General features: G+C 59.4%; 14 protein-coding genes and 1 pseudogene. 9 read left to right on the forward strand and 6 right to left on the reverse strand.

The genetic code is table 11. From position 1 onward, the window contains the following. Window positions 1-25: 25 nt before the first annotated feature. Together D4A92_RS22265 and D4A92_RS22270 are read right to left on the reverse strand one after the other, a co-directional pair. Window positions 26-1,075 carry an ABC transporter permease gene (locus tag D4A92_RS22265; RefSeq protein WP_203020721.1) on the reverse strand — a complete coding sequence of 350 codons (1,050 nt, stop codon included), beginning with the start codon at window positions 1,073-1,075 and terminating at the stop codon, window positions 26-28. Further along, complete coding sequence (locus D4A92_RS22270) at window positions 1,072-2,589, reverse strand: sugar ABC transporter ATP-binding protein (RefSeq protein ID WP_203020722.1); 1,518 nt, start codon at window positions 2,587-2,589, stop codon at window positions 1,072-1,074. The genes D4A92_RS22265 and D4A92_RS22270 overlap by 4 nt, the downstream gene beginning before the upstream one ends. Before the next feature lie 145 nt (window positions 2,590-2,734). Between D4A92_RS22270 and mtnK the strand changes: the two genes are divergently transcribed. From mtnK to D4A92_RS22315, 9 genes and pseudogenes are all read left to right on the forward strand, one after another. Continuing rightward, window positions 2,735-4,006, forward strand: coding sequence for an S-methyl-5-thioribose kinase (gene mtnK / locus D4A92_RS22275; RefSeq protein WP_203020724.1), 1,272 nt, complete (start codon window positions 2,735-2,737; stop codon window positions 4,004-4,006). Beyond that, on the forward strand, window positions 4,003-5,097 hold the full coding sequence (gene mtnA, locus D4A92_RS22280; protein ID WP_203020726.1) for an S-methyl-5-thioribose-1-phosphate isomerase: 1,095 nt from the start codon (window positions 4,003-4,005) through the stop codon (window positions 5,095-5,097). The genes mtnK and mtnA overlap by 4 nt, the downstream gene beginning before the upstream one ends. 4 nt (window positions 5,098-5,101) lie before the next feature. Next, on the forward strand, window positions 5,102-6,037 hold the full coding sequence (locus D4A92_RS22285) for a transketolase (RefSeq protein ID WP_203020728.1): 936 nt from the start codon (window positions 5,102-5,104) through the stop codon (window positions 6,035-6,037). 2 nt (window positions 6,038-6,039) lie between these two features. Next, window positions 6,040-7,041 (forward strand): transketolase family protein, encoded by a 1,002-nt coding sequence (locus D4A92_RS22290; RefSeq protein WP_203020730.1) that lies wholly within the window; start codon window positions 6,040-6,042, stop codon window positions 7,039-7,041. Continuing rightward, window positions 7,041-8,159: a RuBisCO large subunit C-terminal-like domain-containing protein gene (locus tag D4A92_RS22295; RefSeq protein ID WP_203020732.1), complete on the forward strand. Its 1,119-nt coding sequence runs from the start codon at window positions 7,041-7,043 to the stop codon at window positions 8,157-8,159. Before D4A92_RS22290 ends, D4A92_RS22295 begins: the two co-directional genes overlap by 1 nt. 380 nt (window positions 8,160-8,539) lie before the next feature. After that, window positions 8,540-9,451 carry a GGDEF domain-containing protein gene (locus D4A92_RS22300; protein WP_203020734.1) on the forward strand — a complete coding sequence of 304 codons (912 nt, stop codon included), beginning with the start codon at window positions 8,540-8,542 and terminating at the stop codon, window positions 9,449-9,451. 265 nt (window positions 9,452-9,716) lie between these two features. Then, a pseudogene (locus D4A92_RS22305) lies at window positions 9,717-10,469 on the forward strand (methyl-accepting chemotaxis protein); the annotation flags it as partial. A 152-nt stretch (window positions 10,470-10,621) separates the two neighbouring features. Next, complete coding sequence (locus D4A92_RS22310) at window positions 10,622-10,819, forward strand: hypothetical protein (protein WP_203020736.1); 198 nt, start codon at window positions 10,622-10,624, stop codon at window positions 10,817-10,819. Window positions 10,820-11,080: 261 nt separating this feature from the next. Next, complete coding sequence (locus D4A92_RS22315) at window positions 11,081-11,929, forward strand: hypothetical protein (RefSeq protein ID WP_203020738.1); 849 nt, start codon at window positions 11,081-11,083, stop codon at window positions 11,927-11,929. A gap of 117 nt (window positions 11,930-12,046) precedes the next feature. On the opposite strand, the gene D4A92_RS22320 is transcribed toward D4A92_RS22315, so the two are convergent. From D4A92_RS22320 to D4A92_RS22335, 4 genes are read right to left on the reverse strand one after another with little or no spacing between them, the layout of a single operon-like run. Continuing rightward, window positions 12,047-12,745, reverse strand: coding sequence for a hypothetical protein (locus D4A92_RS22320; RefSeq protein WP_203020740.1), 699 nt, complete (start codon window positions 12,743-12,745; stop codon window positions 12,047-12,049). After that, on the reverse strand, window positions 12,742-14,235 hold the full coding sequence (locus D4A92_RS22325; RefSeq protein WP_203020742.1) for a glycosyltransferase family 2 protein: 1,494 nt from the start codon (window positions 14,233-14,235) through the stop codon (window positions 12,742-12,744). Before D4A92_RS22325 ends, D4A92_RS22320 begins: the two co-directional genes overlap by 4 nt. Next, complete coding sequence (locus D4A92_RS22330) at window positions 14,235-14,861, reverse strand: HAD family hydrolase (RefSeq protein ID WP_203020744.1); 627 nt, start codon at window positions 14,859-14,861, stop codon at window positions 14,235-14,237. The genes D4A92_RS22325 and D4A92_RS22330 overlap by 1 nt, the downstream gene beginning before the upstream one ends. 35 nt (window positions 14,862-14,896) lie before the next feature. Continuing rightward, window positions 14,897-15,520, reverse strand: coding sequence for a hypothetical protein (locus D4A92_RS22335; RefSeq protein WP_203020746.1), 624 nt, complete (start codon window positions 15,518-15,520; stop codon window positions 14,897-14,899). Window positions 15,521-15,736: the final 216 nt, after the last annotated feature.

Below are 15,736 nucleotides of genomic sequence, written 5' to 3' on the forward strand. Positions count from 1 at the left end.
TGACTTTTCGCCGAGACCTCCCGTCTCAGCGTTTGCCTCTTTTCGAGAGCGCAAAGGTGAAAATCAGGGCTATGACAAGCACTGCGCCCTTGACGAAATCCTGCGTGTAATAGGGCGCGTTCATCATCGTCAGACCCTGCAGAAGGATGCCGACGAACAGCGCCCCGATGGCGGTGCCGAATGCATTCGGCTTTGCGGCCCCCAGTACCGCAAAGCCGATGAGGGCGGCGGCCACAGCATCCAGAAGCAGGTTGTTGCCCGAGGCTATGTCTCCGCGACCGAGACGAGCGGCAAGCAGGATGCCGCCAATCGAAGCGAAAACGCCGGAGATGATATAGGCTGTGATCTTGTAGGCATTCACCGGCGCACCGGCCAGACTGGCCGCACGCTCGTTGGAGCCAACTGCATACATCATGCGGCCGAAACGGGTGTATTCGAGGAAGAACCAGATGACGATCGCCAGCACGATCAGGACGACCACCGAGACCGGAACGAGGTTTGGCAGGATCATATCGAACCGATGGCGGCCGAGCGCCAGGAATGCCGGACTGAAAGCGCCGGTCGCTGTTGAACCGTCAGGAAGTGTCATGCCAGCTGCGATCGAGCGGCCCTCGGTCGGAATGCGCTGAAGCCCCAGAAGCAGGAACATCATGCCGAGCGTCGCCAAGAGATCCGGTACCCGCATGTAGACGATGATCAGGCCGTTGATGAGGCCAACAGCCATGCCGACAGCAAGGCAGACAAGTGTCGCGGTCAGGGCATCGCCACCCAGCACCACCATCACATAAGACGAGGCCATCATGGCTGTCGTGGCGACAGAGCCGATCGAAAGATCGAAGCCGCCGACCACAAGCGTGGCCGTCACGCCAAGCGCCAGGATCCCCGTGATTGACACCGATTGCAGGATGAAGACCGCACTCTGAGGCGAGGCAAAGCCCCCGGTAACCAGAGAGAAATAGAGGACCATTCCTGCGAGAAGAACGAGAAAGCCGTATTTGATCGCCGCTTCACGTATGTTCAGACCGGCCGGTGGAACGACGCCGGTGGTGGCGGATTTGCTCTCTTCATTCATCATCTTGCGCTCACCTGTTGATAGGATTTTCCGGCGATCTCGGATAGCAGCCGCTCGACATCGATGTCTGTGTTGCGGTGCTCGCCAACGATGGTCTGTTCCGACATCACCAGGATGCGATCGGCGACCTCGAAGGCTTCGTCGAGTTCCGTCAGGAAAAGAATGGTAGATCGGCCCGCGGCGGAAGCGCGAAGCTTGTCTCCAATGTCCCGGCGCGCGGCAATGTCGACACCCTGGAAGGGCTCATCGAGGATCAGCAGGCGCGACGGCTCGGATAGCCAGCGGCCGACCATGACCTTCTGCTGATTGCCGCCTGACAGCGTCTGCATCTCGTCGCGTTCACTTCGGCAAACAACGCCCAGATCGGCGATCTGCTGTCGCGCCTTTGCTCTCTCCGCCCGACGGCTTGCAACACCCAGGGAGGAAAGGCGTCGCAGGAACGGCAGGCTGATATTCTCATAGATATTGAAATCCGGCACGATGCCGCTGATCGCCCGGTCCTTGGCAACAAGGAAAACGCCGCGCGCAATGGCCTGTCTTGTTGTCTTTGGCGCATAATGCGTGCCGTCGAGTGTCATCTCGCCGGCGGCCGGTGCGCGGGCGCCGAAGAGTGTCTCGGCGAGCGCGCTCTTGCCGACGCCGACGAGCCCCGTGACCGCGACGATCTCTCCATCACCGAGGTCAAAATCGAATGGACGCGTCTGCGACGAAAGCTTCAGTCCGCGAACGCTAAAGACCGGACGGCCCGCTGCACGCACGGCAACGTCGCCAGCGGCGACCTTTCGTCCGAGCATCGCGTTCACTGCGCCCTCATAGTCCAGGTCCGGACCTTCAAAACGACCAGTAATGCGGCCGTCGCGCAGCGCCAGAATGCTGTCAGCAAGGCGACGAATATCTGACATGCGATGGGAAATGTAGAGAATGGCGACGCCACGCTCTTTCAGCCGATCGACAAGCTCGAACAGGCGGTCGGCCTCGGCGCTCGATAGCGACGAGGTGGGTTCGTCGAGGATCAGAACCCGCGGCTCATGGGCCATTGCCCTTGCAATCGCCACCATTTGACGGTCTGCGAGGGTAAGGTCATTGATGCTCGCGGAAAGATCGATCGAAAGACCCATGCGTTGTGCGACGGCCGCAGCCTCGCGGCGTACCCGGCGCGGATTGAAGAACAATCTGGCGCCGCGTCCATTCAGCCGGTCAAGAGTAAGGTTGGTCGCAACATCAAGGTCGGCAACAACGCCGTCATTGATGTTCTGGTGCACGGTAACCACCCCTGCCCGGATCGCCTCGGCTGGCGTGGATGGCTCGAAAGCAGCTCCCGAAAGCGTGATGGTGCCTGCGTCCCGCGTGTAGACGCCGGAGAGAATGCGCACAAGCGTGGATTTGCCGGCGCCGTTGGCACCCATCAAGACCGTTACCGCGCCAGCCTTGAGCTCGAGATCCACCCCCTGGAGCACCGTTACCTGGCCAAACGATTTGCGCACGCCCTCAACGCGAAACACTGCGATTTCACCCATGCATTCCTCCCATTGGCATCACGTTAGGATAGCCATTCATCAAATGTCAAGGCCGTTGACAATTGACAGACTCTCGCCTTAGCTTTGCGCAAAGACAGCATGGAGCATGCGGTGGAGGCCGCCCCGTGCACAGGAGGAGATTGCCATGGACAGCCAGGCCTTCGAGGCTCTCAGTGCGGATACATTGCCGGTTCGACTAGGCGGAAACACTGCCGTCACGGACCGGATAGGTGAGGATTCATCTCGGTGGACCATCAGGGAAGTCGGCGACGGCAATCTCAATCTGGTCTTCATCGTGACGGGCGAAAAGGGCGCCGTCATCGTCAAGCAGGCGCTACCCTATGTGCGCCTCGTCGGTGAGAGCTGGCCGCTGCCGCTCAAGCGTTCGTTCTTCGAGTATCATGCACTGACGCGTCAGGCGCGGCGCGATCCGGGCATGGTGCCGGAAGTCTTTTTCTTCGACGAGACCCAGGCGATCATCGTCATGGAGTTTCTGACGCCGCACGTCATCCTCAGGCGGGCCCTGATCGATGGAAGACCACTGCCGAGAGTGGGGCGCGATCTCGGCCTGTTTGTTGCCCGCACGCTGTTTCGCGGCTCCGACCTGTCCATGGTGACGCGTGAGAAGAAGGCGGATGTCGCGCTGTTCTGCGACAATGTCGAGCTCTGCGACATTACGGAAAACCTCGTCTTCTCCGATCCCTATTTCGAAGCGACGCTCAACCGCCATACCACACCACAGCTTGATCCGCTCGTGGCTGAACTGCGATCCGATCGTGACCTCAAGGTAGAGGCGCAGCGCTTGAAGCACATCTTCTCGGCCAAGGCCGAAACGCTCTGCCATGGCGACCTGCATACGGGCTCCGTCATGGTGACGGAAAACGAGACGCGCGTCATCGATCCGGAATTCGCCTTCTATGGCCCGATCAGCTTCGACGTCGGCATGTTGATCGCCAATTTCTGGATGAGCTATTTCTCGCAGGCGGGCCATGAGACCGCTCCTGGTGCTCGCGACGAGATGCGCCTCTACCTGCTCGAGACAATCGAGACGCTGTGGGACACATTCCGCAGCGAGTTCGCCCATCTCTGGCGCACCGAGCGCCGGGGCATCCTCTACCAGGCGAGCCTGTTCGAATATCGACAGGATCCGCTTGCCGCCGAGCAGGCATTGAACATCGTCATAGATGAAATCTGGTCCGAAATGCTCGGTTTCGCCGGCATTGAGATCCACCGCCGTATCCTCGGCCTTGCCCACAATGCCGATTTCGAAACCATCGCCGACCCCGAACGCCGTGCATCCTGCGAAAGCAAGGCGCTGAAGCTCGGGCGTCACCTCGCCGTCAATCGGCAGCGCATCCATAGTCTTCGGGACATCAGGGCGACCGTGGAGCGACTTGAAATGGAGATTATCGCGTGAAAGTCGGAGAACGCCACTATCATACCATCTGGGTGAACGAAGACGGCCGCTCGGTCGACATCATCGACCAGCGCTGGCTGCCGCACGAATTCCGGATCGTAACCTTGAAGACCGTCGGTGACGTTGCAGTCGCAATCCGCGACATGTGGGTGCGCGGCGCGCCACTGATAGGCGTGACTGCTGCCTATGGCGTCGCGATCGCGATGTCGAAAGATCCATCGGATGCGCATCTCGATGCCGTCTGGGAGGAGTTGAACGAGACCCGCCCGACCGCGATCAACCTGCGCTGGGCACTGAACGCCATGCGTACGCATCTCGCCGGTTTTCCGGAGAGCGATCGCGCGGATGCGGCCTACAAGCGCGCCACCGAGATTGCCGAGGAGGATGTGGGACTGAACCGCGCCATCGGCGCCAACGGCCTTGAGCTCATCCGGCAGATTGCGTCGAAGAAGAAAGCCGGCGAGCCTGTGCGCATCCTCACGCACTGCAATGCCGGCTGGCTGGCGACGGTCGATTACGGCACGGCAACGGCGCCCATCTACATGGCCGTCGAAGCCGGCATCCCAGTCCATGTCTATGTCGATGAAACGCGGCCGCGCAACCAGGGGGCCTATCTCACTGCCTGGGAAATGAACGGCCATGGCGTACCCCACACCCTGATCGTCGACAATGCTGGCGGGCACCTGATGCAGCACGGCGATATCGACATGGTGATCGTGGGAACCGATCGGACCACCGCAAACGGCGACGTCTGCAACAAGATCGGCACCTATCTCAAGGCACTGGCGGCCCGCGACAACGGCGTGCCGTTTTATGTCGCACTGCCCTCGCCCACCATCGACTGGACCGTGCATGACGGCTTGAAGGAGATCCCCATCGAGGAACGTGCAGCCGATGAGGTGAGCTTCGTCCAGGGGCGCGCAACTGATGGCTCGATTGCAACCGTGCGGATCTCGCCGGAGGGCAGCCCTGCCGCCAACCCTGCCTTCGACGTCACGCCTGCGCGCCTGATCACCGGCCTCATTACCGAGCGCGGTATCGCTGCGGCGTCACCCGGGGGTCTGAAGGCCCTTTTCCCGGAACGGAGCTGAGACCATGAGCCTGCCCAACGAAAAATCCACCGAAGAGATCGCACTCGGCATCCGGCGCCGCGTCTTCTTTCACACGATGATGCACAATGGTGGCTATCTCAGCCAGGCCTGCTCGGCTGCCGAAAGCCTGGCCCTGCTCTACAATGAATTGCTGAAGCTCGGGGAACCGACGCTGCCCAAGGTACCATTGCCGTTCCGCGGCGTTCCCTCGGCCAATAATCCGGACTCCTTCACAGGCGCCGGCTATCATGGTCCAATCGGCCCGGAATACGACCGTTTCTTCATCTCACCCGCTCATTATGCACTCGTGATCTATTCGGCGCTGATCGAGACGGGCCGCATGGACGAACATGCGCTCGAGCACTTCAACAAGGACGGCGGTTCGGTCGAGATGATCGGCGCCGAGCACAGCCCCGGCATGGAAGTGACCACCGGGTCCCTCGCCCAGGGGCTCTCCATGGCATCGGGCGTCGCCTGGGCGCGGCTGCGGAAAAAGGAACCTGGCCAAGTCTGGGTCTACATGTCCGACGGCGAATTCCAGGAGGGACAGACCTGGGAATGCCTGGCGGCGATGAGTTACCATCAGATCGACAACATCCGCGTCGTCGTCGACGTGAACCAGCAGCAATGCGACGGCGCCATGTCATCGGTGCTCGATCTCGGCGATCTCGCAGCCCGTGTCACATCCTTCGGCGTGACATGCCGCTCGGTCAACGGCCATGACCTTGATGCCCTCCGGAATGCAGCAAGCAGTCCCGAGCCGGGTAAGCCGCTCGTCATACTTGCCAACACCTCGCCCTACCAGGGCATGGATTTTCTGAAGAAACGCTTTCCGCGGCTGCACTATGTCCGCTTCAAGAGCGCGGAGGAACGGCAGGAAATGCGGGTCGCACTTGCCGCCGAACTCGGCATCGATCTTAACGCGATGGAAGGAGCCTGATCATGGTCGAAATCGTCAACCGACCCTATGCCAGGGCTTTCGAAGCTTTCGCCACGGCGCGGCCTGAAGTGCTCTGCCTGTCTGCCGACCTCACTTCCTCCTGCGAGGTCGATGGCTTCCGAGACCGTCATCCCGAGCAGTTCCTGTCGCTAGGCATGGCCGAGCAGAACATGCTCTCCTTTGCCGGTGGTCTCGCCATGCAGGGATACCGCCCCTTTATCCATACGTTTTCAGTCTTCCTGTATCGCCGGCCTTACGACCAGCTGATCAACTCCATCGCCTATTCCAACCGCAAGGTCCGCCTAATCGGCTTCCTGCCCGGCATCACCACGCCCGGTGGCATCACCCATCAGGCGATCGAAGACATAGCGATCCTGCGCGCCGTCCCCAATATGACGATCCTCGAAACGGGGGATGCTACGGAAGTGGAGACCGTGCTCGAAGTCGCAGACAGCATCGACGGGCCCGTTTATGTTCGCATCCTTCGCGGCGAGGTGCCGCGGCTGTTCTCGACGCCGTTTGAGTTCAATAAACTGCGAACGCTGTCTCACGGTGATGACATTCTGGTCGTCTCCTCCGGCGTTTGTACCGAGGAAGCCCTGCGTGCCACCGGTCCACTCACGGCGCGCGGTATCGGCGTTCATCATCTGCACGCCTCCACTCTGAAACCCTTTGACCGTGACGGCTTGATTGAAGCCGCGCGCGGCAAGAAGGGCGTCATTACCCTGGAAAACCACACGATCATCGGCGGCCTCGGCTCTCTGGTGGCGGAAATCCTTGCCGAAGAAGGGCTCGGCATCCGGCTGAAGCGTCTCGGCCTGAAAGATACCTTCGCTCACGGCGCCTCAAAGCCCTATCTGATGAAGAAATACGGGCTCGACGCCGGTGCGCTCGTGGCCGCTGTCGGTGAGCTCACCGGCAGGTCAGTTGATATCGGCGAGGATGAGCTTGCGGAAGTTCGCCTGGATCACGTCCATTCGGCCCAGAAGGCGGAGGCGCTGTGATGGCTCCACGCTTCAGCGTCACTTATTTCGTCCGTGCAGGTGATGAAGAGGAGGCTAAACAACGCGCCCTCGACATCGCGCTGGAACAGACGGTGGAAATTCCCCGCAGCTGCGTTCCGAAGGGCTATGTCGAGGATGAGATCCTCGGCAGGCTGTGGACCTTGGAGAAAGACCCATCCGGCAGGCCGGGATATCTCGCCGATATCTCCTATTCGGAAGATGACGTTGGCGGTGATTTCCTGCAATTCCTCAACATCGTCTTTGGCAACAGTTCGATCAAGCCGGGTCTGAAGGTCGAAGACATTTCGCTGTCGCCGGGCATTCTCGCCTTGTGCAAGGGACCTCGCCACGGCATTGCCGGACTGCGCGCGAGGGCAGGCATAGGCCAAACCCCGCTCCTCATGTCGGCCATCAAGCCCGTAGGGCTGTCGACTTCCGAATTGGCTCGCCTGGCCCATGACTTCGCGCTCGGCGGAATGCACTTCGTCAAGGACGATCACGGGCTTGTCGACCAGAAGACATCGCCGTTCGAGGAGCGGCTCCGGGCCTGCGTCGAGGCAGTCGGTGAGGCGAACTCGAAAACGGGCGGCCGCACAAGCTTCGTGCCGAATGTCACCGGTCCGGCAACATTGATCGTCGAGCGTGCAATGCTTGCACAAGCCGCCGGCGCGGGCGCAGTAATGATTGCTCCAGCCATGGCCGGCTACGACATCATCCGACACCTGGCTGCGGATCCGAATTTCTCGCTGCCGATCATCTCCCACCCTGCGTTTTCCGGCGCCAACGTTGTCTCGCCCGATTGCGGTTTTTCTCATCGCAGCTTCTTCGGCACCTTGCATCGGCTGATGGGAGCCGACGCGGTCATCTATCCCAATTTCGGCGGCCGATTCGGTTTCACCCGGGACGAGTGCCTGTCGATCGCCAAAGCCTGTGCAGACGACATCGGAGGGCCGAAGGCGATCGTTGCCGCTCCTGGTGGGGGGATGACGTTCAGCCGTGTACCCGAAATGCGGCAGGCCTACGGGAACGATGTCATGTACTTGATCGGTGGCGCGCTGCTTCAGGAAGAGAACCTGGTCGATGCCTGCCGACGCCTCGTCGGAGCTGTCTATAGTTGAGGCAATGTGATGCCGTGGCGTCTCCGGGATCTCGCATATTGGGCAGACATCCAAGGCGAGTTTGATCTACTGATCATGAGCGCTACGGTCCCTACACTGTAGTCATCGACGTCAATTTGAGCGCAGATAATGGGTCAACTTTGCGTGCCGATTGACAAATTAGCGGTCCAGTAACGATTTCCTGCGACGGTGCTCCGCCATACCAAGATGAGATCGCCTTCCGATGTACTCGTCAAGCATCCAGACTAGCCGCTGCTGGCGAACATTCGAAGATTGGCACAGCGTGATCGGGCTTCCGGCAAATCTCGTTCCACAAGCACAGGCGCAGTGTCTGCCCTGCCAATCCGAGAATTGATGTCACGAGCCACCAGGGCGGACCCATGACTGACACGAGCTCAAAACCGTATTCCGAAATCATGGCGGGGGACGTATTCCGTAAGGTCGCGATGGAAATCGCCGACGGTGTCATCGGCATGTCCAAGGACGGCATTATCCGTTTTGCCAATCCCGCAGCGGAGGAAATCTTCGGATGGCGGCCTGGCGACCTGATCGGGAAACGGCTTGATGTTCTCCTGCCTGATCGAGTGCGACGAAATCATGACGCACTCGTGGCGGGATTCCGAGCTGGGCTGGTTGAGACCAGACGAATGGGGCAACGGGGAAACGGCATTTTAGGTCGCCGCGCCGACGGGTCGGAGGTCAACCTTGGTATCACAATCCTCAAGACAGAAGCGGACGGCGAGCCTCTCCTGATTGCTGTGGTGAGAGACGTTAGCGAAGTTGTCAAACAACAAGAGGAGTTGAAGAAACTCGCGGAAACAGATTTCTTGACAGGTCTTATGAACAGGCGTGCGTTTTTTGAACGAGCCAGTTTCCTGGTCGAGGAACAAGGCGTGGGTAGCCATTCCGTGATTATCTTCGATCTTGACCACTTTAAATCCATCAACGATCGTTTTGGTCATCAGACCGGCGACCGAGTCCTGACACTCTTCTCAACACTTTTACGTCAGGCAGTTCGTCCGGCAGATCTTGCAGCCCGATACGGAGGGGAAGAATTCATCGCGCTCTGCAGAGGAACAACCAGAGCCGAAGCTATCGAGATCGCGGAAAGTGTGGCTGAACAAACTCGTAAGCAATGCTTTTTCGGGGGAGCGGGTCGCCCCATTTCGATTACCGTCAGCGCGGGGGTGGCCACTCTTGATCACGATCTCGATGACACCCTGAGACGTGCGGATGCGGCCTTGTACGAAGCAAAGCACGCAGGCCGAGACCGAGTGTCAGCGGCAGCCTAAATCGGGCGCTCCGGGTTCTTCTCTGTGCGTCGTGGATAGTTGTTAAGCCACATAGGTCTTGCCTGGACCGGCCTACCGATAAGCAACGTGTTCGCGCACCGTAAACTGATGGGGTGAATTACCCTGATGACCTATCGTGAAGGGTCGTTGGCAGTTGGCACATAACCTGTAAACTTTGCGCCCGATGAAACCACATGCTTGCGCCAAGTATCAAGACCTGGAGCCCCGGATGGGAAGCTGTGGATCTGCCTAACCTGCGAAAGGATCCAACGAACTCTCACGACGCACCGAACAGCAAGCTGCTTCGGTCGAGGAAACAGCAGCGGCGCTCGAAGAAATCACCACCACGGTCGCTGATTCGAGCCATCGAGCTGAAGAAGCCGGGCAACTTGTCCGCAAAACCAAGGACCATGCCGAGAGCTCGGGTCGCGTGGTGGGGGAAGCGGTTGACGCCATGGGCAAGATAGAGCGCTCAGCGGCGGAGATCGCCAACATAATCAGCGTAATCGATGAGATTGCCTTCCAGACAAACCTCCTCGCACTGAACGCTGGCGTCGAGGCTGCCCGCGCCGGAGACGCCGGCAAGGGCTTTGCCGTGGTGGCTCAGGAAGTCCGCGAGCTTGCTCAGCGATCAGCAAAGGCGGCCAAGGAGATCAAAGAGTTGATCAGCACCTCGAACCAGCACGTCAAAAGCGGTGTCACCCTGGTCAGCGACACCGGAAAGGCACTCCAGGAAATCGTCCACCAGGTGGTTCAGGTTGACGGCAACGTGGGTGTTATCGTCGAGGCATCCAAAGAACAGGCGACGGGCCTCAAGGAGATCAACCTAGCGGTCAACACGATGGATCAGGGCACGCAAAAGAATGCTGCCATGGTGGAGGAAACTACAGCTGCTGCCCATAGTCTCGCAAGGGAGGCGGAGCAACTGTTCACGCTGCTGGGTCAGTTCAAGACCGAGGCTGACGCAGCTCACCGGACATCGCTGGCGCATGTGCGATCGTATCGAAAGGCCGTCTAGGCAGCCCCTTCAAGGAAGGGGGCTCCAGACTGATGCGTTTTCTCAATCACCATCGGGAGCTGACCTCGCCCCAAGGGGCCGTGCCCTATGCTGCCGAACCAATTCCGCGACACCTAAACCGGCTCCCACTCAGCAACTAAAGGATAGGAAGCATGAAGAAAGTTATACCGATCAAATCGCTCCTGAGCAGAAAGTGCAGAGATCGCCCCCCCTTGACCGATGTCGACATGATGGTGGAGTTGGTGAAACTTCGCCATGCAACGGCACTTCTCGAGATTGATCTTGCTCAGGTGAAGCAACGCGTGCTGGATGAAATGGTGGAGCAGCAGGGAAACAGAACGAATGTTTGAAAGGCAATCACCCCCACAAATGGACCGAGTTGAAGCCTTCTGAGGGCCAAATGTTCTTCCAGATCAAAGAAACCAGGCTGTCCCCGCATCATCCGCTCCCCGCAAATCACCCATGTCTGACTGAATCACGATTTGCCGAAAAGGGGGAGATTTTTAGAGGTCTCCATCTGGCCTGTTGGCCTGGACAGCCTGGGGACAGACTATTCGTCTAACCTTTGTCTCCTCTGACTTCTCTCAAAATGACTCTCAACAGTGGCTCCTATGGACAAAATCCTCTTTTCGCTTCCGGTTCACGAACGACCCGACATCGTTCGCGGTCAGATCGAGAACATCAACTACTTCTGCCCCGGTTCTCTCGTCTGTATTCACATTTCTGCCGGATCCGTTGGTCTGGTGGACGAGTTCCGCCGGGTCTGCGATTTCCCGAACGTCATCTTCAACCCGAACTCGCTTGAGACCATCTGGTCGGGCGGGCTCATGCATGTGCATGTCAGCAATTTTCTGCATGCCCTAGGGACTGGTAGCGATTTCACCAAGGTGATGCTGATCTCGTCGAATGAGCTCTTCGTGAAGCACGGCCTTGCCGAATATGTGTCGGGCTTCCAGATCGGCGCCCAGATGGAACTGTTCGACGGAGCGACCGACTGGGGCGTCTTCCGCCAGGATTTCCTGCAAAGCGTAGCCATGCAGAAGTTCATCGCCAGCCTCGGCCTGCCGCTGTTCTTCGGCGGACAGGCTGAAGGGCAATTCGCCAGCCGTGAGATCTTCGCTCTTCTCGCGCGCTTGTTCATGGAGAGCTTTCCCATGGCACCGGTCGGCTTTCCGATCGAAGAGGTGATCCTTCCGACCGTCGCCGCACGGCATGCCATGATCAATGTGAACGTCGCCTTGCCGGTGACGCTCGCAAATTATTGCAACAATCTCGAAATCACGCCCGATGTGGTCGAGAACGTGCGCGCCGGCAAGGGTGCGGTCTTCGCCAAGCGCGTGCCGCGTGCGCTGCGCTCGCCGCATATCGGCGCCAGTGTTCTTGAGGGCGTCTTCAGCGTCAAGCGCGTGCCGCGCGAGGACTGCGAACTGCGCCGCTACATCATGGGCCTGATGGTCTGATACGAAGCCGAGCGCAGCAGCGCCCGTTGCCATCCGAACATGAAAACGCAAGGGCAGCCATGGTCTCTCATGGCTGCCCTTCCTGCATTCGCGCGCCCCGTGCAGAGCGTAAAAGGATCAGTTGTCGTTGTGGAAGAGTTTGCCGACGGGGCGGCAATCGCTGACATCAGGTGCCACGACCTTTAACCCAGCCGCCACCACACCGTTCACCATCGGGCAGATGAAGAGGCTGTTGCGATAGGCAAGCACGTCGCGGTTGCGGATGCTGTACGAAGCGGACTGGAGGAAGACCTCGACATCGCGGAACATATAGACGCCAGCCGAGGCGTGGTCGGAAATGACCTGTTTCTCGCGCGCCTCGACGGCAAAGCCGTTCTCGATGCGCAGGTAGCTGTAGCAGCTCTGGCTGGAGGGGAAGACCGGCACGGCTGCGCCAAGCCCCTCCTTCGCAAAGAGGGCTGCGGGGTCTGCCGGGCCATGGCTGAATAGAATGTCGGCGAGATCGATGATCAACGGCTCTGTCGGCTCCACGAGCGCCATGGCCGCGAGCGTCGAGAACAGTGCACCGCCGGAGAGATGCGAGAGCGTGACGAAACGGCAGCGGGGGAAGGATGCCGAGAGATGGGCCTTAAGCTGCTCGCCCCCCTCTGTCTCGCGCAGGACGAAGATATAGTCTTCCCCCCCAAGCTTCCCCTTCCACGCCCGTGATGTGAGGGCAAGGTCGATGAGCGGCAGCCCATCGACCTTGAAGAGCGGCCGCAGGCCGTAACGGTCAGACCAGACGTCAGGCCCGGCAAGCGGCACGATGCATTTCATGCGCTTTTCAGAAGCCCCAGATAGGAATTCAGATCGTCGGGCGTGCCAATGCCATGCATGGCGTCAAACTCGATCTCGTACACGCCAATCCGGCTGCCGCGACGGCACATGTAGTTGTAGACCGGGCAGACATAGAACTCGTCGTTCGAGCGGTCATTTGCGACGATCATGTCCATCGCCGCATCGATAAAGTCTCCGGCGCGGGCGAAGTAATAGATCCCGACAGTGGCGAGATCGGAGATCGCGACCTTCTCCTTCACCTCTTCGACGAGACCGGACTCACCCAGGCGGGCAAAGGACCATTTCGGATCGCGATACCGGTCGCGGAAGCAGAGAATTGAACCATCGAGACCACGTTCCATGGCATCCTGGGTGAAGTTCGAGCAGTCGAAATCGACGATCTGGTCGCAATTGGCGATCAGAAGGGGCGCATTCCGGTCGAGATGATCACGGGCTGTCAGGACCGTGCAGGCAGCACCTTCGGTGACGAAATCGATCGGCGACAAGACCAGATCTCCGCGACCGATGAGGCCATCGACAACCTCCGGCTCTGCGGCAAGATGCTCGCGGCGGGCGATCAGGACGAACCTAGCACCATCGACGCGCAGATTGTCCATGACCCGTTCGATCATCGTCGCTCCGTCGACATCGATGAAGGGCTTTGGCTTGGCATAGCCAGCCTTGGAGAAGCGGCTTCCGAGACCGGCCAAGGGAATGACGACCTGCACACCCGGGCGCTTTTCCTTCAGCCGTGCAAAGCGGCTCACGGCCTCGCTCTGATAGAACTCGATGCGCTTCGGCGAGTAGAAGGAAATGTAGCTGTCTGCAGGGACCTCGTACTGGGCGATACGGCCGCCGTTCAACACGACTTCGTTGAGCACAGGTGACAGATAGTAACGGCCGCCGACCGGATCGGTCTTCAGCAGATAGTCCTGCGCCCAGGTCGCGAACTGGCGGCCCTCGCGGAAGTAGTAGTAGCCGGCGATCGCCTTGCGGCTCAGGACCCGCTTCTCCGCCACTTCGGTCACGCGTCCGTGCTCATCCTCCCGCACATAGGACCAGCGCGGATGGACCGAATGGAAGGTGATGACACCGGCATCGGCACCGGAGTGGTAGAAGGCGTTGCCGATCCCACCGATGTCGGCATCGATGATCTGGTCACCATTGCAGATGATCAGCGGCTCCCCATCATCGATATGTTCGATCGCCATGAGGGCGGAGCAGACCGCACCCATGGTCGGATTGGCAAGCTCGACGACCAAGGTCTCGGGCCCGGCCAGCAGTTTCAGGATGGATGACAGACTGTATTCCAGCGCGTCTTCCTTGAGGATGACGAAGATGAAGCGCGCGGATGTATCGCTCTGGCGTATCGCTTCGACGACCAGCGAGATCATCGGCGCGCCGTCCACCTCGATCAAGGGCTTTGGGAAGTGGAATTCGTCCTTGGGGAACAGATCATCCTTGGAGGCGATTGGGATCAGGTATCTCATCAGTGCACAGCCTCAATTTCAGCGATCCGGCTCGCAATGCGTTCATAGGTGACGTCATTGACGGTGCCGATGATCATCACATGGGCACCAGAGGCCCGGGCCGCCTGGATGCCGTGGTCGTTATCCTCAAGGATCAGGCACTCCTCGGGCGAGAGTCCGAGGCGGTCGATCGCCGTCAGATACATTTCCGGATCGGGCTTCGCCTTGGTCACATCCTGATTCGACAGATAGAAATCGAGATGGCCGAGCAGGTTTGACTGACGCATCATCGTGTCGACGGTGGAACGGACGGAATTTGAACAGACCACCAGACGCTTACCCTCGCGCTTCAGGCGGCTCAGCGCATATTCGTGATGAAAGACCGGGCGGCATTTTTCCACGATGACCTTGTAGGTCATCTGCTGTTTGAGGGCATTGAGGAAGTTATGCAGGCGCGGAGACAGCTCTCGCACCTGGCTGAGGAGTTCGAGCTTCTTTCGCGTCGGCAAGCCGTCGTAGACAGCAAGATGCTCCGTGCGGCTGATATTCAGCCCGAAGACGGCGAGCGCGTCGTTCAACGTCTCGTAATGCCATTCCTTGGCGTCGATCAGGACGCCATCCATATCGAACAAGACTGCCTTAATCATCTGCGCCCCTCAGCATCCAAACCTCGTCCTGCCGCCTAGCGGCTACCCCAAAACGCCTGCGCCCGATCAGGAAAATCGGTACAGATTGAAATATCCGCACCCGACAGATCGCGCCAGGCAGCCCAGGCGGGCGCAGGATCACGGCGATGCAACTCGGGAGAAACCAGGGCGACCTTCTTGCCTGCCGCGCGGTGCTGCTCGACGACATCGGCGGTAATCCAGTCACCAAAGAAGGCATCGACCCAGACGCCTTCGGCCTGATCATAAAATGCCGGCACCGGCTCGACTTCCGAGTGCCGCGTATAGGTCGGGAACGACTGGCGGAGATAGCCGAGCGCATCGGGCACCGCCATGTCGAAGCAAAAGACCGGAGCAGGCTGCGCGGCGAAGGCGGAGATCACACCGGCCTGCAAGCCATCGGCCTTGATATTGAGCGCGATCATGCCGGCGCTGGAGTACTCGGCCCAGATTTCCAGAAGACGGGCTAGCGTCATGAGATTATCGCCGACAGGCATATCGTGGCTGATCTTCAGTTCGCCATTTTGATCCCGGACATCTGTTTCAATGCCAAAGCCGGCGGCGAAAGCGCGGCGAAAAGCGGCCTCTGAGTTCTTTTCCGCCGGATCAGTCCACCACCCTCGATGCGCCAAAATCTGCATAACGTCGTCTCTCGTCTCGCCCTGAGGGCAGCCGCTACTCCAGAAAAACCACTATACGGCGAAACTTGTACGAAACTGTCTGCCGCACCCTAAAGACTTCTTGCGCATCCATGGTATACTGCCTGAACGATGCTTCGAGTTCGGCTAAACTGGTCCGGTACACGGTTTCGAGAAGATTGATCAGTTCGAACATGCCATTCTCAGTTCATGCTTGGA

The organism is Rhizobium rosettiformans (assembly GCF_016806065.1).
Lineage (GTDB): Bacteria > Pseudomonadota > Alphaproteobacteria > Rhizobiales > Rhizobiaceae > Allorhizobium.

What these genes read in the sequence shown, in the direction of transcription:
- D4A92_RS22265 (WP_203020721.1), bottom strand. Translation starts at nt 1,075, where the DNA reads ATGATGAATGAAGAGAGCAAATCCGCCACCACCGGCGTCGTTCCACCG.
- mtnK (WP_203020724.1), top strand. Translation starts at nt 2,735, where the DNA reads ATGGACAGCCAGGCCTTCGAGGCTCTCAGTGCGGATACATTGCCGGTT.
- D4A92_RS22290 (WP_203020730.1), top strand. Translation starts at nt 6,040, where the DNA reads ATGGTCGAAATCGTCAACCGACCCTATGCCAGGGCTTTCGAAGCTTTC.
- D4A92_RS22270 (WP_203020722.1), bottom strand. Translation starts at nt 2,589, where the DNA reads ATGGGTGAAATCGCAGTGTTTCGCGTTGAGGGCGTGCGCAAATCGTTT.
- D4A92_RS22320 (WP_203020740.1), bottom strand. Translation starts at nt 12,745, where the DNA reads ATGAAATGCATCGTGCCGCTTGCCGGGCCTGACGTCTGGTCTGACCGT.
- D4A92_RS22310 (WP_203020736.1), top strand. Translation starts at nt 10,622, where the DNA reads ATGAAGAAAGTTATACCGATCAAATCGCTCCTGAGCAGAAAGTGCAGA.
- D4A92_RS22325 (WP_203020742.1), bottom strand. Translation starts at nt 14,235, where the DNA reads ATGAGATACCTGATCCCAATCGCCTCCAAGGATGATCTGTTCCCCAAG.
- D4A92_RS22330 (WP_203020744.1), bottom strand. Translation starts at nt 14,861, where the DNA reads ATGATTAAGGCAGTCTTGTTCGATATGGATGGCGTCCTGATCGACGCC.
- D4A92_RS22300 (WP_203020734.1), top strand. Translation starts at nt 8,540, where the DNA reads ATGACTGACACGAGCTCAAAACCGTATTCCGAAATCATGGCGGGGGAC.
- D4A92_RS22315 (WP_203020738.1), top strand. Translation starts at nt 11,081, where the DNA reads ATGGACAAAATCCTCTTTTCGCTTCCGGTTCACGAACGACCCGACATC.
- D4A92_RS22335 (WP_203020746.1), bottom strand. Translation starts at nt 15,520, where the DNA reads ATGCAGATTTTGGCGCATCGAGGGTGGTGGACTGATCCGGCGGAAAAG.
- D4A92_RS22285 (WP_203020728.1), top strand. Translation starts at nt 5,102, where the DNA reads ATGAGCCTGCCCAACGAAAAATCCACCGAAGAGATCGCACTCGGCATC.
- D4A92_RS22295 (WP_203020732.1), top strand. Translation starts at nt 7,041, where the DNA reads ATGGCTCCACGCTTCAGCGTCACTTATTTCGTCCGTGCAGGTGATGAA.